This window comes from Paenibacillus macquariensis, from assembly GCF_900156375.1.
Lineage (GTDB): Bacteria > Bacillota > Bacilli > Paenibacillales > Paenibacillaceae > Paenibacillus_AQ > Paenibacillus_AQ macquariensis.
Map to the genome: position 1 here is coordinate 1 of NZ_FTNK01000035.1, position 23,819 is coordinate 23,819.

Below are 23,819 nucleotides of genomic sequence, written 5' to 3' on the forward strand. Positions count from 1 at the left end.
GATTCCAGTATACATCCCGCCAATATAGTCAGCTGCTCAAACGATACAGCATCCAAGCCAGCATGTCCCGGAAAGGAAACTGTTGGGACAATGCATGTATGGAGAACTTCTTCAGTCATTTTAAAGCAGAGTGCTTCTACCTTCATGTTTTTCATTCTGTAAAGCAGGTCGAACACGCCGTTAAGCAGTACATCCATTTCTACAACCATGAACGCTTTCAAAAGAAACTAAACAACCTGAGCCCCTACGAATACAGGACTCAGGCTGCTTAAATATTGCTTTTTGTTAATTGTCTACTTGACAGGGGTCACTTCAATTAGCTAATCGTAGGTGCTTTCCCATTTATATTCATTTCGATTATCTTTTACAGACATGGCATTTGTAAATATATGCCAGTAAAATCAATTCACTTCTATCACCTCTTACGTTACTATTTCGACTTCACTGTATATTCGAGACAACACTAATGTATCCTGCTTTTACTTCAACAAAAACAGCAGCCGATGACGTGCCGGTTGCTGTCGTATTGGTTTTGAACTAATGTTCCCCGTTAGGTTAATGAAATTAATGGCACAAATTGATACTATTGCTTAAAACAACAGACCCCAGCTTTCCTGTCTTTGAGTTTGAGAGACGAACTTCTATTCTGCTATTCTCTAAATTCGCTGTAATGTCGTCAATCCTACCTGCCCAAGTGGGACCATCTTCTTCGGGTGTCGGATATAGTTTGAACCTCCAGCTAATCTCATTTTCTATAAATGAAAAACCCTCAAAACCGTCATATTCTCCATAATGAGAAGGTCTTGGAAGATGGATAGCGTGAATACTTATGCTAGTACGTGGAAAACTCGATGTTAGCTTCACTTTATATACCAGAGCTACTCCTTTTTCATTTATTTCACTATTAATTACTGGTTCCAAGACTAAACTACATGGCATGACAAGTTCTACATTACCTTTTGCGTCCGCAGGAGCTACAAAGATAATTACCAGAATAATTAAAAAAGGAATTATTTTCTTCATTTGTATCCTCCACAATTTCACTCTGATTATCCTCCCCTTTTCAGAGTGATTTTATTAAACTATCCTGCCCGTTAGTTCAATGAAAAAAGCAGGCACTGTAGCTCCTGCTCATCAATACATCGTCTGCCTGCGGTGTAAACGAAGATCCGAAGGTAGCTGAATAAGAAGCGACTTTTGCGTTATTCTGCAGAACATCTTCTACATTCTTTACTTCCTTGTCCACTTCTGACAGCGGCGTCCCTTTCGGAAGTTCAACTTTTATAGCCACCTGGCCGCTCGCCGTGCTTGGGAGCAGGCTAAATGGAAGTTGTGATGCAAACAATGCAGCGACAACAAATAGGATGAGCGAGATACTGATCACCGTTTTTTTGTGCGTCAGTGCTGACTGAAGAAGAGGTTTCATAATTGGCTCGAGCGTTACCGCTTTAGCATTAGGTTCTCTAAAGCCCATAAATGCAAACGCTGGAATCACTAACATCGCGACGAAGAATGATACCAAAAGTGCGATTACAACCGACCAGGCAAAGCCGGCATACGACGCGCCGATGATGCCGCCAACTAAAGCAATCGGAACATAAACAGCAACTGTGGTCGCGGTGGAAGCGAAAATGGCCGGCAGCATCTCTACAACTGAAGAAGCAAACACATTCAAGATAGGCTTGCCCTTGTTTTCCTGAACCCGTCGATACATGTTATCCAAGATGACGATCGCATCGTCAACAATACGTCCCATGGCCACGATTAATCCGGAAACAGTCAATATGTTTAGCGTTACGCCCATTGATTTTAGAATAGCTGTTGTAGCTAGCAGGGATATTGGAAGCGTTACAGCAATCAATAGAGTAGATCGTACATTTCTGAAAAAGAACAGAACGCAGAGCATGGAGAACACACAGCCCAGTAAACCTTCGCGAACAAGCCCCTTCAGGGAACCGTTCAGATCATGCGCACGATCAGTTAGAAGAGTCATCGATGCGTCACCGTTTTTACAGAAGCAATGCCAGAAACACGTTCCTTTACATGTTGAGCAACATCCGTAATGGTTGCTGTAGGTGTCTTGATGACGTTAATCATAACGCTTGCTTTTCCATTGGTTCTTGAGATAGTTTTCACATCGGTCAGTGATTGAGAAACCGATGCAACGGCCGATAAGGGTACGCTGTTACCATCTTTGTTCTTAATAATCAGGTTGTTCAATTGTTGCTCGGTGAGGTCCCAACCTTCGACTCTGATGGGAAACGAGGCTTTAACATTCGCAATGTTCCCCTGCAGGCTGGGCACATCTGCCGTGATGGATTTATTAAAATCGTCCAGCGTCAAGCTGTTAGCCACTAGATCTTTCATGCGAAGGGCAATGACGTACCCCCTGTTAGCTCCACCAACGGTTTGGACATCAGCCACACCGGGAACGGATTTCAACTGCTTAACGATGTCTGTTTGCAATGTAGATTGAAGAGTTAGATCATCCACCTGGTTATTTTTTGCTGTCAAACTGTAACTCAAGATGGGAAATGTGCTCGATGTTAATCTTGTTACGACAGGCTGATTAACCCCATCTGGTAATGTCGCATCGTTCAACGCTTGTTTAATTGTATTCTCGGCAATTCCCATATCATAATCCATGGGGTAGTAGAGATTCATCAGGACCCCGCCATCGTAGGAGGTCGTCTCCAGATTGGTTATCCCATTGGTATTACGGATTGCATCCTCCAGGGGCGTTGTAATGTCGCGTTTAATTTGGTCCGCTTGATAGGACGAAGCGCGCAGTGACACCATTAAAGTGGTGTTATTGATGCCAGGCAGGTAGTCCCTCTGCATTTGTAAGGCCGAGACTGCCCCCCATCCCAAAATAAGCACAACGCAAACTAAAATTATGGTCGATCTTTGCATCACTGATTCGATAATCCGTTTCATGATTGAAGTCTCCTCTCCTGTCTATATAGGGAAAGACTTCGTTTTGGGCTAAATTGTTCATCGACAAAAAAAATTCTTTAGTTGAGTTACCTGGCTACCGTATATAGATTTATTATCAAGGGAGTTCTGAATTACCGATGAAGCGTCTTCAAGAAGTTCTTCACCGCACAAAGATCGGCCAAGCTTCCATAATTCACTCAGGTACATAGAGAAACCCTCCCAATTATATAAACCTATTAGATCTAGGTTCCGGTTCTATTGAAATGGAAGGGTTCAATCACTGTATTGCACTAACTTTCCCCGTTAGCTGAATAACTATAACCGAGTAGCTGTCTCCCTTTTGTTACACTAACGTTCACCCTTTGTATAATTCCTTACTTTTAGATTTTTGTTTAACTCAACGGCTTCCATTAAATTGTCCGCTGGGTAACTAAGAACAGTAGTGCCGCTTGTATTAAAGATTTTTATTTGATCGTTGTTAAATTCAATTGACAGCTTCGTCATATCAGAATTTATATAGGCTGTACCAATAATTGTTCGAATAGCTTTATCATAGGTTACTATACTGAAACCATTTGCAATCATAGTGTTTTCAAATATAAACCCATCCATTTTAAGCGTCCCGATAAATGAATTTTTACGTTTATCCAATGTACCCACGAGTTGAAAAGGAATTGACTTGTTCAATTGATTTTCTATGTTATATGCAGTTGCATTTCCTGAAATTTTGATTGTCTTAGTTGATGGTGACGTGACAATTACATACACAATAAAAGTTGCAATTAGAATAGCTGACACTAAAATCCTTGTCTTTTTCATTATCCCGTCCTTTCTGCTTTCTCAAATAATGCTTCTGAGAAACATCAAACATATCGAGGTTCTGCTCATCCTTATCCCCGTCTGTATAATCAATCATCACTTCTCTCCATGAATTAAAACGTTCAGTTATAAATTGAATTAAGCGATTCGCACTCCTTTTTTTTGTGTGTAGCGGTAATTGTTTGACATGCGCAAAAAGAAACCGAAACGCTATTCTTCAACAAAGTAAAACGAGTTGATTTGCTTATTAAACAAAATAAATATACCCCATTATAGCGAGCTTTTGTAATTTCGTGGGCTGATGCCGAATTGGAGACGGAACAGCTCGGCAAAATGATTATAACTGTGGAAACCAACATCTAAAGCTACGTCCGATGCTGTACGATCTGTATGCTTGAGGAGAAGAGCAGCCTGACGCAGCCGCATGCGATGTAAAGCTTCGAGAATGGTTTCTCCCGTTTCATGCTTGAATAAGTGAGACAATCGAGAGGAAGAGAGGCAAACAGATTTAGCTAAGTCCTCTATGCGTATCGGATCTACCATTTTTTGCGAGAGAATATGCATAATTTGCTTGATGCGCGGGTCAAATTTATCGTTCAGTCCTTCAGCGACAAGTAGCAGAATCTCGCGAATCGCATTCTCGCATAACTCGTGCCATAAAACGGTGCCTTCCCTTGAATCCCGCAGTACCCTTTTGAATGAACGATAAATTCGTTTACGAATATGCTCATTGATTATTTTGGAAATGAATACTTCCTCATCCGGTAACAAGGCTACTTCTGATAGCCGTGGGAAATGTGCCCATAGAAAATTCCACTTGCTTCCGGGACATGTCCCATATTTATGAGGTACATCAGCTTTCAACAATGTGATGTCGCCCTCTCCACAGGTTTTCTCGCCAGAGGGAGTCTGAAAATAGCCTTCGCCATCTAGTGTATAAACGATTAACCAGTCACTCATGCCCTTAGGGCGTCGAGTTACGTAGGTATCATTTTCTTGGAAATGACCTGAGATGATTGTTCCAGTTGAAACATGAAATGAATACTTTCCCTCATTAGAGAACTTCATCGTAATACCTCCACTATTGAATCAAGCTATACAGCAGAAATGAGCAGAATCCCGATACTTTATGACTGAATACATACTGTGAATTAAGAACAAAAAATCATAAGATGAAGTTGTAAGCAGTGTCATTTTCATAATACATTAAAAGGGGTGGCTTAGCTTGGAACATAGACTCAAATCATTAACAAATGACCAAAAAGAACAGTTCGAGCGGGAAGGTTTTATCATTATTAAAGCTTTATTCTCACCGTTAGATTTAAGCATAATTGAGGAAACATTCGAGGAAATTAGTCATCAGCGAATACCAGGACATTTTGAACCTATGCTTGATCAGGATAGTTATGATCCGCTTAAACGATATCCACGAGTGATGCATCCGCACAAATTCAATGACATCGCTCGAAAATATATGCTTCACCAGCCTGTGCTTGATGTGCTAGCGGATCTCTATGGTGAAGAAGCACTAGCTGCGCAAAGTATGTTTTACTACAAACCGCCAGGCTCGCGCGGTCAGGCACTGCATCAGGACAACTTTTATTTGAAGGTTGAACCTGGTAACTGTATTGCGGCATGGACAGCGGTGGATGCAGCTAACGAAGAGAATGGCGGGCTGTTGGTTGTCCCGAAGACCAATCAGTATGAGATTGTATGTCCAGATATCGCAGATGAGAGGGAATCGTTTACGTCGCATTATGTAAAGCCGCCCAAAGATCAAAAAGCAGTACCCGTTATCATGGATAAAGGCGACGTTCTGTTTTTCAACGGTAATATGGTTCATGGATCTTATCGAAATAAAACAAAGGATCAATTCCGCAGAGCGTTTATTTGCCACTATGCCAATGTCTCAGCAACCCATATTAGCGAGTATTACAATCCACTGTACCGAGCTGACGGGACTACAATTGATCTTGAACGAAATCCAGATGGTGGACCATGCGGGATAGAATTTGAAGTGGTGTATCCACACTAATTTTAAATTCAGGGATATATGTTGTAATCTTCGTCTCCTATACATGCTGCACATTCAGATTCATAAATATCGTACGATTTAAATTCCACACAATCTTATCCGTTCCTTCATCATTCCTCGGATTAAAACACAAAAGACCCATAAGAGGGCATTTTTTCAAAGTGTCTATCTTGTGGGTCACAGTTCAAGTATAGTTAAACGCTGTTTTTTATACTAGAACAAAAATAAATATACGTTTCATTAATACTTCCTCCATTTCCAGTAGTTAGGGTATTCATGTAATTATTGAACTATCCTGCCCGTTAGCGTAATAACCAAATTAGTATCCATAATGTAAAAAAAACAAATAAGGGAAAGGAATAAGAAGTTATGAATAAGTTGAAAAGATGGACGGGTGAAAAAAAACTATTTACTGAAATTAATTACAGAAAAGAAGGCGATTTTCCTACTTAGGAAAATCGCCTTCTTCTTTCTATTTTGCATGGTAGAAAGCACCTTTGCGAGTTATAAAGTAGAGATGTCAATAACGAATCGATAACGCACATCACTACGAAGAACACGCTCATACGCTTCGTCCACTTGATCAGCACGGATTACTTCAATGATAGGGGCAATACCATGTTCAGCAGCGAAATCGAGCATCTCTTGTGTTTCTCGAATTCCACCAACGTGTGAACCAGCAATGCTGCGACGACCCATAATTAATGAAAATACATGATACTTATCTGGTTCAGCAGGCGCGCCAACATTTACAAGTGTCCCATCAATGCGAAGCAATGATAAATATGCATCAACATCCAGATTAGCAGACACGGTATTTAAGATCAGATCAAAACGACCTGCTAATTCGGTAAATGTAGTCGGATCACTTGTCGCAAAGTAATGATCTGCACCACATTCTAATGCTTCCTCTTGCTTATTATTAGAGCGGCTCAATACTGTTACTTCAGCACCCATAGCATGAGCAAATTGGATCGCTACGTGGCCAAGACCGCCCATTCCCACGATAGCAACCTTCTTACCTGGACCTGCTTTCCAGTGTTTCAAGGGTGAGAATGTGGTTATGCCTGCACATAAGAGTGGGCTTGCCACAGCTATATCCAGACTATCTGGGATACGGACAACGAACCCTTCTGTTACAACGATTTTCTGGCTATATCCACCGTATGTTGGATTACCATCATAGTCTAGACTGTTATATGTGTTGATAACACCTTTCGTACAATATTGCTCCTCACCACTGAGGCAGTATTCGCATTTTCCGCAGGAGTCAACAAAGCATCCAACGCCAACACGGTCACCAACGACATATTTGGTCACTTCAGTCCCTACTGCCTCTACGACTCCGGCAATTTCGTGACCAGGAACCATTGGGAAGATTCCACCGCCCCACTCACCTAATGCATTGTGAATATCAGAGTGACAAATGCCACTAAACTTAATATCGATCAAGATATCATGTGGCCGTAATTCTCTCCGCTTAATAGTGGTCTTTTCAAATGGTGCTTTTGCACTTGGGACACTTAGAACACTTGTCGTAGTAATATTTTTATGATTATTACACATAAGAGATAACACAATCCTTTCTTTTGTAAAAATAATAAATTCACTAAAGAAGTAACATCCATCAACTTATTTTTAATGTATTTAAAGTTACAAGAATAGCATAATCCTTAAAGTTGACTTTAAGGCAAGGTTTTTTTGAAAATTAATTTATCATTTTTATCATTTTTTTTCTAATCCTCCTTTCATTACACATTACGAGTTGCATTAAAGTGCACTTTAAGGTCTATAATAAATCGGAAGATATAGATATATATCCTTAACAGATTAAGTTGGGATGAATGAAGAACAAAATAGCAAAGAATTATGGAGGTTACGATGGAACTTTATATAAAAGAAGTAGCTGAAAAGGTAGGTTTGCCTGCACATACACTCCGATATTATGAACAAGAGGGTCTTCTACCTTTAATAAAAAGAGATGTGAATGGAAATCGTATTTATGACGAATCAGATTTATTATGGTTAGAGGTTATAGTATGTTTACGGAAAACTGATATACCTCTTTCAGAATTACGTGTGGTCGTGGAATTAACAAAAGAAGGAAACAATACAGCTGCGAAACGCAAACAGATATTCGAAAAACATAAAGAGAAATTAATGGAGAAACAAAGAGACTTGGATTCCGCTTTTCAAAAAATTGAAACGAAAATAGAGTTTTACGATGAATTAGAAAAGAAGTACCACAATGAAATAGAAAACATGTCATTAAAAGTTTAATTCAAAACTTATCTTAATAAGATTCGTTGTAGTAAAAAAAGCCGTTTCCCTAAAATATCTGGGAAACGGCTTTTTCCTAATCTTCTATACCTACATCTTAAAGATACTATGAAATTAAGCCAATGTAAGCTTTGTTACACGTCCATCAATAATCCATTCAGCAATATAAACAGAACCCTTGGAATCGACACAAACGCCATGAGGTGAGCTGAATTTATTATCACAGTAATAGGACTTAGGTAAATTCGGCCAGCCGGTTTGTTTGTAAGCCTGCTGGTCTTCACCTAAATGACAGATCAATCGATCATTTTTATCGAAGATCGTAACCCTACTGTTTAAGTCTGGGAAGAAGAGCTCCTCTCCATGATAATAAAAACTGCAGGGCTGATCCATATCATCAACGATGACTCTTTTGAAATTGCCCTGTAAGGTAAAGACTTGAATCCGATGATTGCCACGATCGGCTACATAAACCTCTTCTATACCACTACGTACATCAATGGAAATGCCATGTGGACAGTTCAATTGTCCCAATTCCGTACCTTTTCCACCCCAGGAACGGATATATTCCCCTGCTGCCGTATAGTGATGAATCCAGCTTTGTCCATAGCCATCGGATACAAAAATATCACCATTTGCCGACACTGCTACATCTGTAGGGATATATTTTAACTCTTCATTGTATAAATCAGGACGATCCGGTGTTCCCAATGTCAGTAAGTGATTTCCACTTAAGTCCATTTTCACAACATTTCCGCGAGCAGTGTCTGTAATAAAGAGATATTCACTATTGTGCTCCTTATGAAGATAGAATCCGTGTGCGCCCCCCTCGAACTCTTCGCCCCAAGCCGCTTGAAATTCCCCAGTCTGATCAAATTTGAAAATCGAGGGCTTACCTGTATGAAAAACATAGACGTTATCCTGTTGATCTACGACAATTCCATGTGTATAGCCAAACTCTAAGTGAGCAGGGAGCTTTGCCCAGCCTGGAACAAGATCATAGCTGCGTGCCGTATTTCCGAATTGCGGGAGCTTTCTTGTTGTCATATTTAATTCCTCTATTCCTTAGTTAAGTGATGAGTTATTGTTTATTGTTTGAATTGGATTATTGTCTTCCGCCCAAGGATATTATAGATTTTTGGAATACAGCAATGGGAAGAATTCATTATCGAACTTCTGTCCGAATTCCGGACGCGGGCCGAGCAATCGAACATTATCATGCCGAGCTCTGCCCTCTTTGTAGTATGTATCTCCAGGCATTAGATGAGCGACAACAGATAACCGAGGCTGATCTGTGAAATTCGTTGCTGAACCATGGAATGTAAGGCCATGGTGGAAGCTCGCTTGGCCAGCTTTTAGAATACAAGGCTCTTCTGCCCAATCTCGAGTTGCAAAACGCTGCTTCAGCTTCGTCATATCCTGTTCAAAGAAGGTATCACTTCCCTCAACAGCCCCCCACTTGTGTGAACCCAAGATCGTCATCATGCCGCCATTATTCAGATCCGTGTCCTGCAGTGCAATCCAAACGGTTACCATATTCGGTGTGCTGCTTGCGCGCCAATAGCCGTAATCCTGATGCCAACCAACATTCCCTGCTTTTGTTTCTTGACCTGAAGTGCCTGGCTTGTAGATTACTTGATCATGCCATAGGCGAATCTCGTCCTCGTTCAGCAGGTTCGATGCCATTTCACCTAAATTCGGATCAGTGACGACACTACGAACCTCATCGTTAATCCACCAGCCATTATCGAATTTACGAAGAGCAAATGGATCGTCAGAAAGATTCAAGCCATGAAGAGGCATACCCGCTCCATCATAGTCTTTATTCCAAATACGCTCATGCGCGCCGCGAAGACGCTCGATTGTCTGGTCATCCAGCAATTTCGGACTGATCCAATAACCGTCTTGATCAAACCTCTCTTTATCCGCTGTTGTAATATTATAAGGAATAACTCCCATTATGGACACCTCATCTTTTCTTGGTCAATTTGGCTTACTAGGTTTATTGTAGACCTCAAGATGAGCATTGACTTTCCAAAACCTATCAAATAGGATTGGAAACATAAGAGATCATTAGAAACGATAAGGACCGTGACTATGGCGAAAATAAAGACTGAAACAGCGCGTTGGGTGTATGAATATCTGGAGTCAACACAGCTATCCCATGTATCTGAATTAATTATGCTCGGCTATGACCGCTTTCAAGAGGCTTCACCTTTAATCGTTCATCAGCATGAACGTTCGTACGAGTTTGTATTCGTGGAAAGTGGAAAGGTTACTTGGGAGGTAGACGGTCACTTATTCCCTTCCCACACCGGACAGTTCTTCTACACCCGACCTGGAGAATGGCATCGTGCAAGTTTCAATTTCATCGAACCCTGTAGCATCTGGTGGATGATTATAGCAGATCCTTCCGAGCATCCCGGTTGGCTAAATTTAGAAGATGAAGACCGTATGGAGATTCATCACCAGCTGCAACAGCTCCCAAGAATCGTATTCGTGGATAGTCGTGTTCGTGAACCTTTTACCAAGTTAAGAGATATTATTGAGCATAACGAGTCACTGGCATCCTGCCGTGTACGTCATTACATACTCGATATTATTCTACAAATACTGAACCCATCCTCTAAACGTCAATTCCCATTTGATCTGCAAGAGGCCATGATTAAATTGACCGAAGACATCCAAGCAACGCCAGAAATGAGATGGAGTAATAAAGAGCTCGCTGATCAGGTTGGTGTAAGTGAATCCCATTTCTACCGATTGTTCCATGATATGCATGGGCAGTCACCTGCTAATTATATTGATCGGCTACGCATAGATATTGCCTGTCAGATGCTACGTCAACAAGAGGTCAGCGTCACAATCATTGCGATGGATCTGGGATATAAGACCAGCCAGCATTTTGCCACCGTATTTAAAAAGTATATCGGTCTGACACCCTCGCAGTGGCGTAACTCCTCTTAACTGGAAATAAACAGCCTCTAGTTCTCCTGCCATATAGTAGCTATTATTAAAACTTTATACATACAAAACAAGACCATAACTAGAGCAACGATAAAGAAGATCATTCTACTCAAAAAAATAATGCATTTCACCTGCTCTCTCTAGCTGTGCATGCCAGATAAAGACCTTTATATTTTTCAGACAAAGTGAGTTGATACCATGTATTTAATAGACGCTTCAAAAACATCCTATATCTTAAATAGCTTAGCGAGTGAACTTAATCAACATTCGGTCACCTTTGACGTCCATTACTGGGGAATCGATCCGCATCATTTACACAATCCACTGCACAAGCACTCTTTTTTTGAAATATGTTACGTACTGGAAGGTCAGGGAATTTACCTAGATGATGGAATAGAATTTGCTTTGGAAACAGGAACTTTATTCTGTTCAAGACCAGAGATATGGCATCAAATCCACAGTCAAAATGAAATGTATTTGGTTTATGTAGCTTTCGATGTTGTTCCTAGCCACTCCGGTTCTGAGATGTTAGAACGCTTCAATAAGTTATACCGCACCAACCAATTCCTCATCGCCAATAGCCAAGATTCATCAAGCGCCCTACTATGGTCAGCGCTGCTTAAGCATTTCGAAACGCCCGAATTTATTAATAAAGAAGTTATTGTTAGTATCGCCCAAGCCTTACTCCTGTCCTTCTATACCGCCTTCACAGAGCACACCGAAAAGACGTTCCAATTGCCTAAAGACAAGGCATCCCTCTATCTACTCAATCAAGCTAAGGCTTTTATCCGTGACAACTTAGAGCAACCCTTGCATTTGGATGACTTAGCGAATTATTTACATCTGTCGGGCCGTCACTTATCTAGACTATTTACAGCTGAAATAGGTCACAGCTATGTCGCATACGTAAAATCCGAACGTATTCGATCTGCAGCCAATTTGCTTAAGTATACGAATGAACCCATCAAGAACATTTCAGAAAAGGTTGGATTCAACTCCGTTCATTATTTTACAAAAGCATTTTCAAGCATAATGGGAATTCCCCCTGGTGCGTATAGAAATAATTACACCACCGAAAGTACTCCTACATAATCTTGTCTTAAAATTACAATGCATTGTCGTATTATTGCAAAGACAGTCCGCTTACCTATCTCCTATAATCGATTTATAGAAATCAAATTGAGCACCACGGAGGTAGGAATAAAGATGATTACACAAAATGATGTTGAATTTTACAAGGAAAATGGTTATTTATTAGTCAAAGAGGTGTTCAACCAACAAGAAGTCGAAGAAATGAGAACCGCAGTTGATCGGGTTATCGTTAAAGCCGCTGCGTCAAAATATGATTCCAATGCCGCTTGGGGTGGAGATTATCTACCACCCGAGGAAATGAAAAAGCTAGTACTTAAAGGCTTCCATGATGTGCATTACCATGACGCCTCCTTCACAAGAGCCGCGATTCACCCGAATATGGTTAATGTACTGTCCCAAATTATTGGGCCAAATGTACAGCTTCATCACTCTAAAATGCTAGTTAAGCCACCCGAGAAAGGTGCTGCTTTTCCGATGCATCAGGACACCCCCTATTTCCCTCATGAAAAACATACCATGTTAGCAGCGAGCGTACATTTTGACGATTCCGATATGGAGAATGGTTGTCTCTGTGTAATTCCTGGATCACATAAACAAGGTTTATTGCCTCACGTCGGTAGACATTACTTGAACCATAAAGAATATCCGCTCAGCATGGGGACACCTTGTCCGGCCAAAGCAGGCGATGTATTATTCTTCAATTATTTAACGATCCATGGCTCCGATAGCAATCGCAGTAGCCGCCCAAGAAGAAATGTTCTATTTCAATATCGCGATCCGATGGATTTCCCAACAGAAGAAACACATATCAACTGGGGTCAAGGCTTGATGATTTGTGGCGAGAACGAGATTTACAAAGAGTATAAAGGAATTTACTAGACTTATAACAACCCCCAGTCCTCATGGACTGGGGGTTCATGTTTCACTGCTGCTGTATTGATTAACTATCATTATCAATGAACTGCTTATTATAGGCAAATAAAGATGGGTAATCAAAGCTTTCTATTGTATCACTTTATCTTTAATATTATCTTTCCTTTTGCCCTGCCCGATTCGGAATACTCCATCGCCTTTTGAGCTTCTACAAAAGGAAATATTAGATCAATAACAGGCTTTATTTTTCCTGATTCAATAAGCTCGGAAATGATCCCCAATTGTCTGCCGCTTGGTTTCATGAACAGGAAGCTGTATTTGACATTACATTTCATCTCTAATTTTGTCAGCTTTCGGGTAATAAATCGAAAAAGATTCGTTTTTATGAACCCGGACCCATACTCTTCTCCGAAGCGTGCATTGGGCAACCCTGAGACCGATACAATTTGTCCTCCTTGTTTGACTGTTTTAAAAGCCTTTTCTAATGTCTCTCCGCCAATGGTATCGAAAACACCATCATAATTTTGCAAGACCTTATCAAATTGTTCTGTTCTATAATTGATAATTTGATCGGCTCCAAGTGACTTGACCAATTTAGCTCCAGCTTCGCTTGTAGTTGTTGCAACATAAATCCCCATCGCTTTGGCAAGTTGGATAGCAAAAGTACCAACGCCACCCGATCCAGCTTGAATCAATACCTTTTGTCCTGCCGATAGCTGTAATATATCATGCAATGCTTGATAGGATGTCAGCCCGACCAATGGGATTGATGCAGCTTCCTCAAAGGTAAGGTTTTGAGGCTTTAGGGCTATATCGTCTTCATGTATGGAAATTTATTCAGCGAAGGTTCCAATTCTACTCTTTCTTGGCCGACCGTAAATTTCATCACCTATCTTAAATTTATTAACCTTGTTTCCTACTTTGATGACAATACCTGAAAAATCATTTCCTAAAACAAGTGGCATATCGTATTTCAACAGCATACGAACTTTGCCATCCCGCACTTTGACATCGATAGGATTAATACTTGCCGCATGGATTTCTGCCAACACATCATAATCACCCACTGCGGGCGTTGGAATGTCGGCCAATAGAAGAGGATATTTCCCGTATTTTTCAATTATCATTGCTTTCATCATGAAACCTCCATTTCATAAGGTAATAGATAGAACTGTACGTGTTAGCTTACTCCGTCTATAAAAAGAGCAGGCTAAGAAGCACCTGCTCATCAATGTGTATTATTCAATATGTTTTAGAATAGTGTTGACAATATATGATTATCTTTATAGTTTCTTCTTACATTTTACAATTATAAAATTTATTGGAGGTTTATTTTTCATGTCCTTACTTGGCTCGTCAATTTCTGAAAACTCTACCAGTCCATATTGTTCAAAGTCTTGTTTTATGGAGTCAGAATCATAAAAAAACATTTTTACGCCTTCCATTATCTCGAAATAGTCTTCATCCAATTGTTTGCCCTTTCCAAACATTGGGGCTTTTTTTGAAACAGTTGTAAATATCATATATCCATTTGGCTTTAACTGATTATAGCAATCTTTAATAAACTTCTCTCTCTCAGTATTATTCAATAAGTGAATAAGTGCATAGCAAAATATACCGTCATAGCGTTTGTTATCAAAAGGCATGTCAGTTACTGAACCATGAAAAATACTCATATCAAGCCCGTTTTGCCTCGCCAAATCAATCGCTGTTTTTGATATCTCAATACCCGTTACATTAATTCCATTGTCAATAAAAACCTTTGCATTTCTGCCATATCCAATACCTGGTAGCAGTATGTCCTTAACATTCTTTTCAAGGAAAAAGTCCTTTGTCACGATTGCAGAGTCTGTAGGTTCAAATCCCCACATCGTTTGTTTTTCTATAAAACTTGTTTCCCAGAATTCCGTCATATTTCTATCTCCTTTATGTCTTAATTTAATGGGATGCTATCTTCTGGTCATGAATCCACCTTTTTTTTGCAATCATATCATACGTGTACATAAATTTCTCAGAACTAGACAGCCGTATTTTCCCGTCAACTTATACCTTTCCAACAGATTATTTACTCCGCTATCCTGCCCGTTAGTTCAACAAGCTATTATTCATGTTAGGTAATATTGTTGTTAGCTCAATTAAGTCATCTATGACCAAATCAGCCTGAGCAAGTTCGTCTTCCTGCGCAAAATCAAAATTACATCCAATTGCAATCAAACCATTATCTTTTGCTGCATTTATATCAGATAGACGGTCCCCTACAACTGCTGCATTCGTAATACCATATTTTTGTATAATACTCTGAACTAAATCTGATTTATTCAGAGATTCAATCTGTTGAATACTACATGTTTCTGTAATCCAATGATCCAAATGATAATAACTCACAATTGCTTTTAAATACTCCGTTAACCCATTACTCGCTATGTAAATTGAACAATGATTCTCTATTAAAAAACTGAAAACTTCCTTTACATTAGGATATAAAGCACCTTTCCCACTTCTTATGTTGTCAACTAATCTTTCGAGAAAATAAGCATCCGTTTGTTCCCTTACCTCCGAGGAATGATTAGGTAACAAAGCCTCCCATACTTTTGGTAAAGGTACACCCATAATTTCACGGTATTTATCAATCGGGGTTGCTGTATCCCATTTATTTAGTGATCGTAAATGGTTGAAAGTATCCTCCAGGGATAATTCTAAAATTGTATCTGTTTGAAATAACGTTCCATCCATATCAAAAATCAGTGATTGCAACATTGCATACTCTCCCTTTTTATCATTACTGCCCGTTTACCACAATCATCTGCAACACCTTCCGGGAGTCGCCCTTCAGTTGGACGTTACCGGCGAGTAGTTGTGAGGAACCGTCCCCGTCAAGAAATATGGCCTCATTCAAATTTCCTACAGCAACATTTCTCTTAATAGCATTACGAAATTGCTCCGCCGTACATTTGGTAGAAGTGACAATCAGATAGATTTGTCCGGAATTATCGTAGGCCATTGCACTTCGAAGTCGCTCGTCGTCGGGAAACGGTAGCCTTTCTTCTTGGACCGCTACGTTATACCACCTGCTGTCATCCTTTATACTCATGCTGACTCCGCCCTGTGCCCAGAACTTTGTCGCGTCTGTCATATGCAGATCGTCGACGCTTGCAGCTCGTTGCACGTCGAGCATCCTTGTGATCCGATCATATACGATGGTTCCTCGATCATATTTGACGTTATACCAACCTGAGCCGTACTCTTTAGGACTTCCGTTTGCGGGCATGCCATCCATAACCGCGATGCTCAACAACTGATTTTCCCAAAAGAATCCACCATTGATTCCGTTGGTTTCCGATTGCACGACGTTGTCGTTTATACTATTAAGAGAAATACTACTCGGGTTCGTCTGCACCATGTGTAGAACAACCCCATTGTCATCGGTTATTTGAGAGTAGTTAACGCCTTCTGGAATGCCATCTTTACTTAAGAGCCATCCAGTTATGACCCCCACAATTAGAATGAAAGCACATAAGTAAATCCAAAAAGAACGTCTTATAAAGGCGAACTTTTCATTTCCTTTTCCTTTCATATCCGTTCGTCCCCCTAATTGTTAAGCACTAATATAGTTGACGCTTTTGAGTCCATTATAGAACCGATACCATCCATGTAATCCAATAAGCAGCTGGCACCAGTAATACCTGTGCAAGAATAGTTCCAAATAAACGCGACATCATTAATAACCCAAACACCTTATTAAGTGTAGCGACATCTTTTTCTCCTCTAAGGACTTTATCAGTCATTAATCCAATCTGTGGATCAATGAGAATGGTAAGCAAAATAGTTGCCACCCCATTTATTAGACCAGAAGATTGTGATGCAGCCATCGAGTATTCTTGTGTTAATGTTGAAGCAAGTAGCGCTGCTAACACACCGATTGTGTAAATTGCGGTTACCAAACAATTAAGAACCACTAGCCTTTTGGGTATGCCTCCAATCCTCAATTGGGACAACATCGATAATTTTGGGGGGCGTAAATGATATCGTGCATTAATTATCTTTTGAAAAGAAACCGAAGAATGAATCATTTGAGGGACAGACCCTGCCACTTCTAAATGGGCTATGACCCTCGAAGAAAGGAACACAGCAGATGGAAACAGTAATAAAGCTGTAAATGTCCCTACTGTAGCTGCACCGATAATAATCCTGAACTGATCAATTAGATTAAAGTCTCCATTATGTTTTGCAAAGTCTATTAATTTGCCAGTAAGCGGGGCCTGAACCATGTTAGCTGTTCTTGAAATAAGCAGGATAATCCCTGATAAGGACATGGCCACCGCCAATTTCCCTAAACGTACACCTGCTAAACGAAGAGAATATGTAAGGGTCTCGGACAGATGAATAATAAAAGTAAATAAAGATACAAGGAATACTTGCTCTAACAATCGAACACCTCATTACATTCTATTTAGACTACCCTTTAATCCCTCTCACTTTTAACTTTAGTAATATGATATTAGTATTATGATAAAGGTAATAAACTTTTTTAAAAAGAGAAGTTATTCCATATTTATTTCCTGTTTTCGAATCTCATGTTAAATGTCGCATTCCTTTATAGAATAGATAAACGCCAAGCCACGAATCGCTAATGGCTTGGCGTTTATTTTCGTTAAAAGGTTGTCGTCCTTGTTGGTTGTTACACCTAAGATTGAACAAATCTCGATATAATTATCCTCTCATCTGTCACTATTCCCCGGTCGATTAATCGCTTTACAAATGTCATAATCGGCTAGATCGATATCTAATTCTATTCCTTGTGCTAACTTAGCCAACTGGACCCCGATATAAGGACCCATCGTCAATCCGGAGGCCCCTAGACCGTTTACTGCTAGAAGTCCTTCCCAATCTGGAATGGCGCCAATGACTGGAAGAAAATCGGCTGTAAAAGGTCGAAAGCCCACTCTTACTTCCTGGAAAGTGCTCTCTGCCAGATCAGGTGCGAACGGAAGACATTTGCTTAAAATTTCATGCATTCCGCCGGGCGTGATCCTCGTATCGTAGCCTTCAATATTATTTTCATGAGTTGCCCCTATCACGATTTTCTGTTGTTCAAAAGCCAGCAGATATTGATCCGAAGGCGGCATAATAACCGGCCAGTTGCCTGTATCTTGATTGGTGTCTGGAACCTGCAAGTGCATGATCTGCGCTTTCTGATAACTCACCTTAAAATCAATCCCTAAAGGTTGTAACAACGGACTCGCCCAAGCTCCTGCGCACACGATAACTTTGTCAGCCAGGTAGCGATTTGTCCCAACAGTTACGCCCGTTACACGGTTAGATTGAAATTCAATCTTAGCGTCCCCATATATAAGCTCGGCCCCGTTCCTTTGTGCAGATCGAAGCAAAGCATCACGCAGCGCCCGGCCATCGACACGGGCGGCCCCACTAATATGAATCGAAGAATAGCCTTCCTCGAGCAGCGGGAAGAGCTCACGAGTCCTATGTTCATCAAGACGGGTAATCTCACCGATTTCTGTCGCGTCTTCTATACGCTTGTAGGCTCGCTCTTCCATTTGGCCAATCTTCTCCAGATCCGTATGTATACTGAGGGCACCGACCCTGGCATAGCCGGTTTCGGTTTCTCCTTCGCTTTCAAGCTCTTCAATTAGCACAGGGTAATAACGCGCTCCATCTTTCGCAAGCCGGTACCAAGCCTTATTGCGCCGCTGCGACAGCCAGGGACAAATAATACCAGCAGCTGCATCCGTAGCCTGTCCTTCATCTTTCCGATCGATGATGAGGGTATCTACTCCCTGTTTAGCCAATTGGTATGCGGTTGAAGCTCCGGCAATCCCCGCTCCAATGACAATTACCTTCATGATGTTATCACTCCTTTATGTAGTTGCTCCTCATATTATAACTAGATCCTTATCAAATAGAAAAAAGGAGCTACTCTATAGGACGCTCCTCCGCTTTCGTTTCCCGTTAGTACAGTGATATAATCAATCATGAAAATAAATTTACTACAGTGAGGCGGTAATCATCATGGAAACAGGTGATAAAGTAACAATAACGGTAGAAACCATAGTTCATGCACCCGTTGAAAAAGTGTGGGGATATTGGACAGAACCACAGCATATAACGAAATGGTCTTTTGCTTCTGATGAATGGCATGCTCCTAATGCTGAAAATGATTTAAGAATTGGCGGGAGTTTTCTTACAAGAATGGAAGCTAAGGATGGTAGCTTTGGATTTGATTTTGGTGGTGTTTATGATGAAGTGAGAATAAACGAGTTTATTTCTTACACTATTGGAGATGGAAGAAAAGTTGCGATTACTTTTATCAGCCAAGAAAACGACACAAAGGTAATTGAAACTTTTGAAGCAGAATCCACCAATCCCATTGAAATGCAAAAAGCAGGCTTTCAAGCGATTCTAGACAATTTTAAACAATATAGTGAAATTTCTAAATAAGAATCGGACATGTAGGTTTAATCATAATAATTGAAAACACTAATTCAAACCTTCCTTCAGGGAGGTTTTTTTATGCGTTAAACTACTCCTTGTTTGATTCAACTATCGTGGCCCGTTAGCTTAATAAGAATGAGTAAATTATCCTGCTATTCATCATGTGAAGTCTCACGCAGTGATAGTGTACACCGTTTCATAGACGAGGGTAACGATCTTCTCGATGTCAGTACTGGTTATCTTTAATGCCCCTTACTTCGATATAAAAGGAGTAATAGAACATCTCTTCACTGCGACGGCCTTGATTTTAACGAGCAAAACTGGTGTAGCTAGCGCTTTGACAATGTGGAAGGCCCTTTACTTGATGTTTTTGTTGACCACTTTCATTATAATGCATACAAACATTAAGCTGCATTCCGTTTGTATGCGCGCATCGCAAATAGATATGCGATGATCATTATCCCTAAGCACCACGCTAAAGCGACCCAGATATCATTGCCTACCGGTTGATTTGACAATAGTGCACGGATGGTCTCTACGATAGACGTCACCGGTTGGTTTTCGGCAAAGGCGCGGACGACTGACGGCATCGTCTCGGTCGGCACAAAGGCAGAACTGATGAATGGCAGGAAGATTAACGGATAGGAAAAGGCGCTTGCACCTTCTATCGTTTTTGCGAACAGTCCGGAAATGGCCGCGATCCAAGTCAAAGCCAGCGTAAACAGCACGAGTATACCTGCTACGGCAAGCCAAGACAGTACCCCTGCCGACGAGCGAAAGCCCATAATGAGCGCTACGAGAATGATGACGACAATAGTAATGACGTTGGATACCACCGAGGTCAGCACGTGCCCCCACAGCACAGTGGAACGCGCAATCGGCATGGAGTGGAACCGCTCAATGATACCCCGTTGTTTATCCAAAAACAGGCGGTAAGCCACGTAGGCCACCCCGCTGGCAATAGCCATAAGCAATATGCCAGGCAACAGGTAGTTCACATAGTTATCCGTACCGGTTTCGATTGCGCCGCCAAACACATAGACGAACAGCAGCATCATTGCAATCGGAGTGATACAGACCGTGAAGATGGTGTCCATACTGCGGAAAATATGGCGCATGGAACGTCCAAGCATAACGCTCATGTCGCTGAAAAAATGTTTTTTTGCCTCCTCCATTTACATGACCTCCTTTTTACCGATGATTGCGAGGAATATTTCCTCCAATGTCGGCTGTTTTTCAACATACTCCACCTTTGCGGATGGAAACAGCTTTTTCAGTTCCGCGAGCGTGCCGCTGGCGATAATCCTACCCTCGTGCAGAATGGCAATTCGGTCGGCAAGCTGTTCGGCTTCCTCTAAATACTGCGTGGTCAGGAATACCGTTGTGCCGCCGTCGGCAAGCTCCTTTACAATCTTCCAAACCTCAATACGTGCCTCGGGGTCAAGTCCGGTGGTTGGCTCGTCGAGAAAAATGATCTGCGGTTTTCCCACAAGGCTCAAGGCGATGTCGAGCCTACGGCGCATACCACCCGAATAAGTAGATGGCTTACGGTCGGCCGCGTCAGTTAAGCCGAAACGTTTCAGCAAATCTTCCGCAACTTGACGCGGATGATCCAGATGCCGCAGCTTGGCAATCATGATCAGATTTTCCCGCCCGGTCAATATCTCGTCTACGGCGGCAAATTGCCCGGTCAGACTGATCGCATACCGCACATTCTCGGGTTTTGACGCAACGTCAAACCCGTTTACGGTAGCGGTGCCTCCGTCCTGTTTGAGCAGCGTGGTGAGGATTCTGACAATCGTCGTCTTGCCCGCGCCGTTGGAGCCGAGTAGGGCGAAAATCTCACCTCGCTTCACTTCAAAATCGACGCCCTTTAGGACTTCAGTGTTCTTGAAAGACTTTCGCAGACCTTTTGCTTCAATTGCTTTTTCCATCCCGATCCTCCCCTTTCTTTGATTTATCCGTAACCTTCTTCATGGCCTTGTTAACTTCTTGGTTAACAGATTCTTGATAGAGGTCAGCATAAGTTTTGGAATCTTTGATTAGATCGTCGCAGAAAGCCGCTACGTCACTGCCAGTCACTTCGAGCACGCCTTTCCCAAAAGCCGCGCCCTCTACAAAAAGATCGATAATGCCCGAAAGTAAACCCGTCCCTTCGGTTAGCTCAACAGGGCCTACCTTAAAGAGATATTTTTGAATCTCTTTATAAACCATCTGATAATCTTGCGGGAGCGCTTTGACACGCGCCACGTGCGTTCGCCACTCTTTTTTGCCTTGGATGATATCTTGTATTCTCATTTTAACCTCCTATTTACCTAATTTTTTAGCGATATTATTGTTTAGTTGCTCGCGCCACTTGTCGCGATAAGACTTTGCTCCTTCTTCGCCGGCCAGCGCTGAACAGAAGCCTTTGATATCGTCACCCAAAACCTCTTGGACACTCTGGCCGTCCGCCGCTGTTTCTTCGAGCAGGCCAAGTACGCCATCAAGAATCGGCATGAGGTTGCGACCGGTGAAATCTGAGTACTGCCAAATATTAGAATTAATTTTTTCCCATGCGGCTTGATAATCAGCCGGCAGCTTTTGGGCTCGCGATTCAAAAGTTTTCATTTCCTTAGTCATGTCGCTGCCGGTGATTTTTTCCCAAAAATTCATTCTTTTCTCTCCTTTAACTCGTTCATTTTTGACGATACGAACTCCCATTTCCCCCAGAACTTCCGCAGCTCCTCGCGCCCTGCGTCGTTGATCGCGAAAAACTTTCGCGGCGGTCCCATGTCGGAGGGCTTCTTGGTGATCTCCACCAACTTGTTTTTTTCAAGCCGGATCAGGATGGTGTACACCGTTCCCTCCACAACATCCGTGAAGCCGAGGGCGTTCAGCCGCCGCGTGATTTCGTAGCCGTAGGTTTCTTCGCGGCTTATAATTTCAAGGACACAACCCTCGAGCACGCCTTTGAGCATTTCCGTTAAGTTATCCAGCACAATCACTCCTTACTATTCTGTATGACTGGTATCCAGTGTTACTTACTACCGCTATAAAGTAACACGTAGTAGATGATTTGTCAATATCGTTATCTCTGACACGGATTTTACATTTTCAACTATCCTGCCCGTTAGCTTAACGAACTTACAACCCTCATTTATTATCTAATGTTAACTTATATATAGGTTGGTTATCATTATTCATCCTATTTTGACTTTTAAATCCTGTACTTTCGTATAAGCGAATAGCTTGTTCGTTTTCTTTTTCCACTGTTAAAGATATGATTTTGCATTTAGCATGTTTGATTTGTATAAAATCTATAATTTTATTTAGAGAACGTTTACCATAACCTTTCCCTTGGTATTCCTTATCAATTTGAAATCCCCCAATCCAATAATTATCCTCACTATTTGGTGTATAAGAAATATAAAACGATCCAATTATCTTGTTATTTTTATATAAAACATACGGGTCTAATGCCTCGTCCCAAGGTTTTATATAGGCAACTGCTAGTGATTCTGCAACAGTTGGAACAAATGATTTTTGATCTTCATTAACTGAAAGTTTAAATGCTTCCTCCCAGTTTTCTTTTGTGATCTCTTTAATGAATATTTCAAACATCATCATCAATCCTCTCTCATCGATTAGCAACAAATAGCTACTCTTATATTTACATAATTCTACCATTATTTATTGAACTAATCTGCCCGTTAGTTGAACAAAGGGCTACCTCTCGGTAGCCCTCTCATTATTGATCTATAGTTCTCCGTTACTTCAATAAGGATGTGCTTTAAAAGTAATCGGGGATATCAAGTGATATGGAGTCGATATCATTTTCATTTGAGTAATACATACAAACACTGTCTTTATATTTTTGACTATCATTAGGTAGTACAATAAAACCTAATCCTTTGTAAAATTCTATCCCAATATCACTATAAAGGAAAAAGTTGTTACACTTTTCTTCCTGTTCAAGTTTATTTATCGTTTCTTTGACCAATAAAGAAGCATATCCTTTTTTTCTTAAATATAAAGGGGTAGCGATTGAACCAATCCCTTTTACAATTTGGTATTCAGAAAGATTTAGTTCATATACGATGAGGGAGCTTAATAGTTGCTTTGTATCTGTTGCTTCAAGAACGTACCACTTTCCCTTTTTATACTTATTGGAGGCCTGGCACATAGTTATATATTCTTCATATGGCAGATTATCTCCCCAAACATCATAACCCATCTTATAAATTTCTATCATTTCCTCTTTTGTTGCTTCCCTAATTTTTTTCAAAGTACCTCTCCTTCTGTTTTATGCGGTTATACATTCTTTTCGACATTAAGCTTATCAAGACCTCTATTCACCTGAAGCTAAACTGCCCGTTAGCTTAAT

General features: G+C 41.0%; 27 protein-coding genes and 1 pseudogene. 7 read left to right on the forward strand and 21 right to left on the reverse strand.

Annotated features, from left to right (window positions below):
* The first annotated feature begins 98 nt into the window (after nucleotides 1–98).
* Nucleotides 99–272, forward strand: coding sequence for an IS3 family transposase (locus BW961_RS32060; protein ID WP_082867297.1), 174 nt, complete (start codon nucleotides 99–101; stop codon nucleotides 270–272).
* A 292-nt stretch (nucleotides 273–564) separates the two neighbouring features.
* Here the strand turns inward: BW961_RS32060 and BW961_RS27830 are convergent, their stop codons facing one another.
* From BW961_RS27830 to BW961_RS27850, 5 genes are all read right to left on the reverse strand, one after another.
* Nucleotides 565–1,023, reverse strand: coding sequence for a YoqH family protein (locus BW961_RS27830; protein WP_068579865.1), 459 nt, complete (start codon nucleotides 1,021–1,023; stop codon nucleotides 565–567).
* 76 nt (nucleotides 1,024–1,099) lie between these two features.
* A complete protein-coding gene (locus tag BW961_RS31660) occupies nucleotides 1,100–1,993 on the reverse strand; it encodes an efflux RND transporter permease subunit (protein ID WP_068579862.1) in 894 nt (297 codons plus the stop codon).
* Nucleotides 1,990–2,937, reverse strand: coding sequence for an efflux RND transporter permease subunit (locus BW961_RS31665; protein WP_068579861.1), 948 nt, complete (start codon nucleotides 2,935–2,937; stop codon nucleotides 1,990–1,992). Before BW961_RS31665 ends, BW961_RS31660 begins: the two co-directional genes overlap by 4 nt.
* Nucleotides 2,938–3,285: 348 nt before the next feature.
* Entirely contained in the window at nucleotides 3,286–3,756 is a 471-nt protein-coding gene (locus tag BW961_RS27845; RefSeq protein ID WP_068579860.1) for a hypothetical protein, read from the reverse strand.
* A gap of 270 nt (nucleotides 3,757–4,026) precedes the next feature.
* Nucleotides 4,027–4,824 carry a helix-turn-helix domain-containing protein gene (locus tag BW961_RS27850; protein WP_068579859.1) on the reverse strand — a complete coding sequence of 266 codons (798 nt, stop codon included), beginning with the start codon at nucleotides 4,822–4,824 and terminating at the stop codon, nucleotides 4,027–4,029.
* Nucleotides 4,825–4,981: 157 nt separating this feature from the next.
* On the opposite strand from BW961_RS27850, the gene BW961_RS27855 reads away from it, so the two are divergent.
* A complete protein-coding gene (locus BW961_RS27855) occupies nucleotides 4,982–5,791 on the forward strand; it encodes a phytanoyl-CoA dioxygenase family protein (protein WP_068579858.1) in 810 nt (269 codons plus the stop codon).
* 504 nt (nucleotides 5,792–6,295) lie between these two features.
* Here BW961_RS27855 and BW961_RS27860 read toward each other — a convergent pair.
* Nucleotides 6,296–7,357: an NAD(P)-dependent alcohol dehydrogenase gene (locus tag BW961_RS27860; protein ID WP_068579853.1), complete on the reverse strand. Its 1,062-nt coding sequence runs from the start codon at nucleotides 7,355–7,357 to the stop codon at nucleotides 6,296–6,298.
* A gap of 315 nt (nucleotides 7,358–7,672) precedes the next feature.
* On the opposite strand from BW961_RS27860, the gene BW961_RS27865 reads away from it, so the two are divergent.
* Complete coding sequence (locus tag BW961_RS27865; protein WP_068579851.1) at nucleotides 7,673–8,071, forward strand: MerR family transcriptional regulator; 399 nt, start codon at nucleotides 7,673–7,675, stop codon at nucleotides 8,069–8,071.
* A gap of 114 nt (nucleotides 8,072–8,185) precedes the next feature.
* Here BW961_RS27865 and BW961_RS27870 read toward each other — a convergent pair whose 3' ends face one another.
* On the reverse strand, nucleotides 8,186–9,118 hold the full coding sequence (locus BW961_RS27870; protein WP_068579849.1) for an NHL repeat-containing protein: 933 nt from the start codon (nucleotides 9,116–9,118) through the stop codon (nucleotides 8,186–8,188).
* Between the two features lie 81 nt (nucleotides 9,119–9,199).
* Complete coding sequence (locus BW961_RS27875) at nucleotides 9,200–10,030, reverse strand: phytanoyl-CoA dioxygenase family protein (RefSeq protein WP_068579847.1); 831 nt, start codon at nucleotides 10,028–10,030, stop codon at nucleotides 9,200–9,202.
* A 138-nt stretch (nucleotides 10,031–10,168) separates the two neighbouring features.
* On the opposite strand from BW961_RS27875, the gene BW961_RS27880 reads away from it, so the two are divergent.
* The 3 genes from BW961_RS27880 (at nucleotide 10,169) to BW961_RS27890 (ending at nucleotide 13,009) form a co-directional block, all read left to right on the forward strand.
* Entirely contained in the window at nucleotides 10,169–11,038 is an 870-nt protein-coding gene (locus tag BW961_RS27880) for a helix-turn-helix transcriptional regulator (RefSeq protein WP_068579845.1), read from the forward strand.
* A gap of 198 nt (nucleotides 11,039–11,236) precedes the next feature.
* Entirely contained in the window at nucleotides 11,237–12,130 is an 894-nt protein-coding gene (locus tag BW961_RS27885; protein ID WP_082867296.1) for an AraC family transcriptional regulator, read from the forward strand.
* A gap of 114 nt (nucleotides 12,131–12,244) precedes the next feature.
* Nucleotides 12,245–13,009: a phytanoyl-CoA dioxygenase family protein gene (locus BW961_RS27890; protein WP_068579839.1), complete on the forward strand. Its 765-nt coding sequence runs from the start codon at nucleotides 12,245–12,247 to the stop codon at nucleotides 13,007–13,009.
* 131 nt (nucleotides 13,010–13,140) lie between these two features.
* On the opposite strand, the pseudogene BW961_RS27895 reads toward BW961_RS27890, so the two are convergent.
* From BW961_RS27895 to BW961_RS27920, 6 genes and pseudogenes are all read right to left on the reverse strand, one after another.
* Nucleotides 13,141–14,139 (reverse strand): annotated as a pseudogene (locus BW961_RS27895) (NADP-dependent oxidoreductase).
* Nucleotides 14,140–14,286: 147 nt separating this feature from the next.
* The gene (locus tag BW961_RS27900) at nucleotides 14,287–14,916 is read right to left on the reverse strand and encodes a class I SAM-dependent methyltransferase (RefSeq protein ID WP_068579837.1); all 630 of its coding nucleotides are present in this window, start codon (nucleotides 14,914–14,916) and stop codon (nucleotides 14,287–14,289) included.
* Nucleotides 14,917–15,088: 172 nt separating this feature from the next.
* A complete protein-coding gene (locus BW961_RS27905) occupies nucleotides 15,089–15,760 on the reverse strand; it encodes an HAD family hydrolase (RefSeq protein WP_068579836.1) in 672 nt (223 codons plus the stop codon).
* A gap of 22 nt (nucleotides 15,761–15,782) precedes the next feature.
* Nucleotides 15,783–16,577, reverse strand: coding sequence for a phosphodiester glycosidase family protein (locus tag BW961_RS27910; RefSeq protein WP_068579835.1), 795 nt, complete (start codon nucleotides 16,575–16,577; stop codon nucleotides 15,783–15,785).
* A gap of 55 nt (nucleotides 16,578–16,632) precedes the next feature.
* Nucleotides 16,633–17,430 (reverse strand): lipid II flippase Amj family protein, encoded by a 798-nt coding sequence (locus BW961_RS27915; protein WP_068579834.1) that lies wholly within the window; start codon nucleotides 17,428–17,430, stop codon nucleotides 16,633–16,635.
* Nucleotides 17,431–17,721: 291 nt separating this feature from the next.
* Complete coding sequence (locus BW961_RS27920) at nucleotides 17,722–18,867, reverse strand: NAD(P)/FAD-dependent oxidoreductase (protein WP_068579827.1); 1,146 nt, start codon at nucleotides 18,865–18,867, stop codon at nucleotides 17,722–17,724.
* 163 nt (nucleotides 18,868–19,030) lie between these two features.
* Here BW961_RS27920 and BW961_RS27925 point away from each other — a divergent pair, with 163 nt between their 5' ends.
* Nucleotides 19,031–19,459: an SRPBCC family protein gene (locus BW961_RS27925; protein ID WP_068579825.1), complete on the forward strand. Its 429-nt coding sequence runs from the start codon at nucleotides 19,031–19,033 to the stop codon at nucleotides 19,457–19,459.
* Between the two features lie 398 nt (nucleotides 19,460–19,857).
* On the opposite strand, the gene BW961_RS27930 is transcribed toward BW961_RS27925, so the two are convergent.
* From BW961_RS27930 to BW961_RS27960, 7 genes are all read right to left on the reverse strand, one after another.
* A complete protein-coding gene (locus BW961_RS27930) occupies nucleotides 19,858–20,628 on the reverse strand; it encodes an ABC transporter permease (protein ID WP_068579823.1) in 771 nt (256 codons plus the stop codon).
* A complete protein-coding gene (locus BW961_RS27935; protein WP_068579822.1) occupies nucleotides 20,629–21,387 on the reverse strand; it encodes an ABC transporter ATP-binding protein in 759 nt (252 codons plus the stop codon).
* Nucleotides 21,371–21,751 carry a DUF1048 domain-containing protein gene (locus BW961_RS27940; RefSeq protein ID WP_068579821.1) on the reverse strand — a complete coding sequence of 127 codons (381 nt, stop codon included), beginning with the start codon at nucleotides 21,749–21,751 and terminating at the stop codon, nucleotides 21,371–21,373. Before BW961_RS27940 ends, BW961_RS27935 begins: the two co-directional genes overlap by 17 nt.
* A 9-nt stretch (nucleotides 21,752–21,760) precedes the next feature.
* Entirely contained in the window at nucleotides 21,761–22,108 is a 348-nt protein-coding gene (locus BW961_RS27945; RefSeq protein WP_068579820.1) for a DUF1048 domain-containing protein, read from the reverse strand.
* Nucleotides 22,105–22,413 carry a PadR family transcriptional regulator gene (locus BW961_RS27950; RefSeq protein ID WP_280175229.1) on the reverse strand — a complete coding sequence of 103 codons (309 nt, stop codon included), beginning with the start codon at nucleotides 22,411–22,413 and terminating at the stop codon, nucleotides 22,105–22,107. The genes BW961_RS27945 and BW961_RS27950 overlap by 4 nt, the downstream gene beginning before the upstream one ends.
* Before the next feature lie 175 nt (nucleotides 22,414–22,588).
* Nucleotides 22,589–23,062 carry a GNAT family N-acetyltransferase gene (locus BW961_RS27955; RefSeq protein ID WP_244556081.1) on the reverse strand — a complete coding sequence of 158 codons (474 nt, stop codon included), beginning with the start codon at nucleotides 23,060–23,062 and terminating at the stop codon, nucleotides 22,589–22,591.
* Between the two features lie 163 nt (nucleotides 23,063–23,225).
* A complete protein-coding gene (locus BW961_RS27960; protein WP_083714061.1) occupies nucleotides 23,226–23,720 on the reverse strand; it encodes a GNAT family N-acetyltransferase in 495 nt (164 codons plus the stop codon).
* Between the last annotated feature and the right edge of the window lie 99 nt (nucleotides 23,721–23,819).

Excerpts from the sequence above, each read along its gene's own strand:
- BW961_RS32060 (WP_082867297.1), top strand. The coding sequence starts at position 99 with ATGGAGAACTTCTTCAGTCATTTTAAAGCAGAGTGCTTCTACCTTCAT.
- BW961_RS27830 (WP_068579865.1), bottom strand. The coding sequence starts at position 1,023 with ATGAAGAAAATAATTCCTTTTTTAATTATTCTGGTAATTATCTTTGTA.
- BW961_RS31660 (WP_068579862.1), bottom strand. The coding sequence starts at position 1,993 with ATGACTCTTCTAACTGATCGTGCGCATGATCTGAACGGTTCCCTGAAG.
- BW961_RS31665 (WP_068579861.1), bottom strand. The coding sequence starts at position 2,937 with ATGAAACGGATTATCGAATCAGTGATGCAAAGATCGACCATAATTTTA.
- BW961_RS27845 (WP_068579860.1), bottom strand. The coding sequence starts at position 3,756 with ATGAAAAAGACAAGGATTTTAGTGTCAGCTATTCTAATTGCAACTTTT.
- BW961_RS27850 (WP_068579859.1), bottom strand. The coding sequence starts at position 4,824 with ATGAAGTTCTCTAATGAGGGAAAGTATTCATTTCATGTTTCAACTGGA.
- BW961_RS27860 (WP_068579853.1), bottom strand. The coding sequence starts at position 7,357 with ATGTGTAATAATCATAAAAATATTACTACGACAAGTGTTCTAAGTGTC.
- BW961_RS27865 (WP_068579851.1), top strand. The coding sequence starts at position 7,673 with ATGGAACTTTATATAAAAGAAGTAGCTGAAAAGGTAGGTTTGCCTGCA.
- BW961_RS27870 (WP_068579849.1), bottom strand. The coding sequence starts at position 9,118 with ATGACAACAAGAAAGCTCCCGCAATTCGGAAATACGGCACGCAGCTAT.
- BW961_RS27875 (WP_068579847.1), bottom strand. The coding sequence starts at position 10,030 with ATGGGAGTTATTCCTTATAATATTACAACAGCGGATAAAGAGAGGTTT.
- BW961_RS27880 (WP_068579845.1), top strand. The coding sequence starts at position 10,169 with ATGGCGAAAATAAAGACTGAAACAGCGCGTTGGGTGTATGAATATCTG.
- BW961_RS27885 (WP_082867296.1), top strand. The coding sequence starts at position 11,237 with ATGTATTTAATAGACGCTTCAAAAACATCCTATATCTTAAATAGCTTA.
- BW961_RS27890 (WP_068579839.1), top strand. The coding sequence starts at position 12,245 with ATGATTACACAAAATGATGTTGAATTTTACAAGGAAAATGGTTATTTA.
- BW961_RS27900 (WP_068579837.1), bottom strand. The coding sequence starts at position 14,916 with ATGACGGAATTCTGGGAAACAAGTTTTATAGAAAAACAAACGATGTGG.
- BW961_RS27905 (WP_068579836.1), bottom strand. The coding sequence starts at position 15,760 with ATGTTGCAATCACTGATTTTTGATATGGATGGAACGTTATTTCAAACA.
- BW961_RS27910 (WP_068579835.1), bottom strand. The coding sequence starts at position 16,577 with ATGAAAGGAAAAGGAAATGAAAAGTTCGCCTTTATAAGACGTTCTTTT.
- BW961_RS27925 (WP_068579825.1), top strand. The coding sequence starts at position 19,031 with ATGGAAACAGGTGATAAAGTAACAATAACGGTAGAAACCATAGTTCAT.
- BW961_RS27930 (WP_068579823.1), bottom strand. The coding sequence starts at position 20,628 with ATGGAGGAGGCAAAAAAACATTTTTTCAGCGACATGAGCGTTATGCTT.
- BW961_RS27935 (WP_068579822.1), bottom strand. The coding sequence starts at position 21,387 with ATGGAAAAAGCAATTGAAGCAAAAGGTCTGCGAAAGTCTTTCAAGAAC.
- BW961_RS27940 (WP_068579821.1), bottom strand. The coding sequence starts at position 21,751 with ATGAGAATACAAGATATCATCCAAGGCAAAAAAGAGTGGCGAACGCAC.
- BW961_RS27945 (WP_068579820.1), bottom strand. The coding sequence starts at position 22,108 with ATGAATTTTTGGGAAAAAATCACCGGCAGCGACATGACTAAGGAAATG.
- BW961_RS27950 (WP_280175229.1), bottom strand. The coding sequence starts at position 22,413 with ATGCTCAAAGGCGTGCTCGAGGGTTGTGTCCTTGAAATTATAAGCCGC.
- BW961_RS27955 (WP_244556081.1), bottom strand. The coding sequence starts at position 23,062 with ATGATGATGTTTGAAATATTCATTAAAGAGATCACAAAAGAAAACTGG.